Below are 294 nucleotides of genomic sequence, written 5' to 3' on the forward strand. Positions count from 1 at the left end.
GTAATACAGGATGTTATACTTCTTTTCTTTCAAACTTACCAAAGGTATTATTCACTTTTTGTATGGTTGATTCAAAATCTAAATCACCTACTAAAACGACTGCCATATTTTTTGGTACATAATATTTGTCAAAATAGTTATTAATATCTATCATAGAAGGATTTTTTAAATGCTCTGCAGTACCAATAGTAGATTGCTGACCATAAGGATGATTAGGGAATATACCTTCCAGCATAGCTGCATAACGTTTACGACCATCATTATCCTGACCTCTATTAAACTCTTCAAAAACAG

At 31.3% G+C, this 294-nt stretch carries 1 pseudogene; it reads right to left on the minus strand.

The window, feature by feature from the left end:
- Positions 1–16: 16 nt before the first annotated feature.
- Positions 17–294: pseudogene (locus tag V6251_RS15280) on the minus strand (insulinase family protein); the annotation flags it as partial.

This window comes from Olleya sp. Ti.3.14 (assembly GCF_038154885.1).
In the GTDB taxonomy this organism is placed as follows: Bacteria; Bacteroidota; Bacteroidia; order Flavobacteriales; family Flavobacteriaceae; genus Olleya.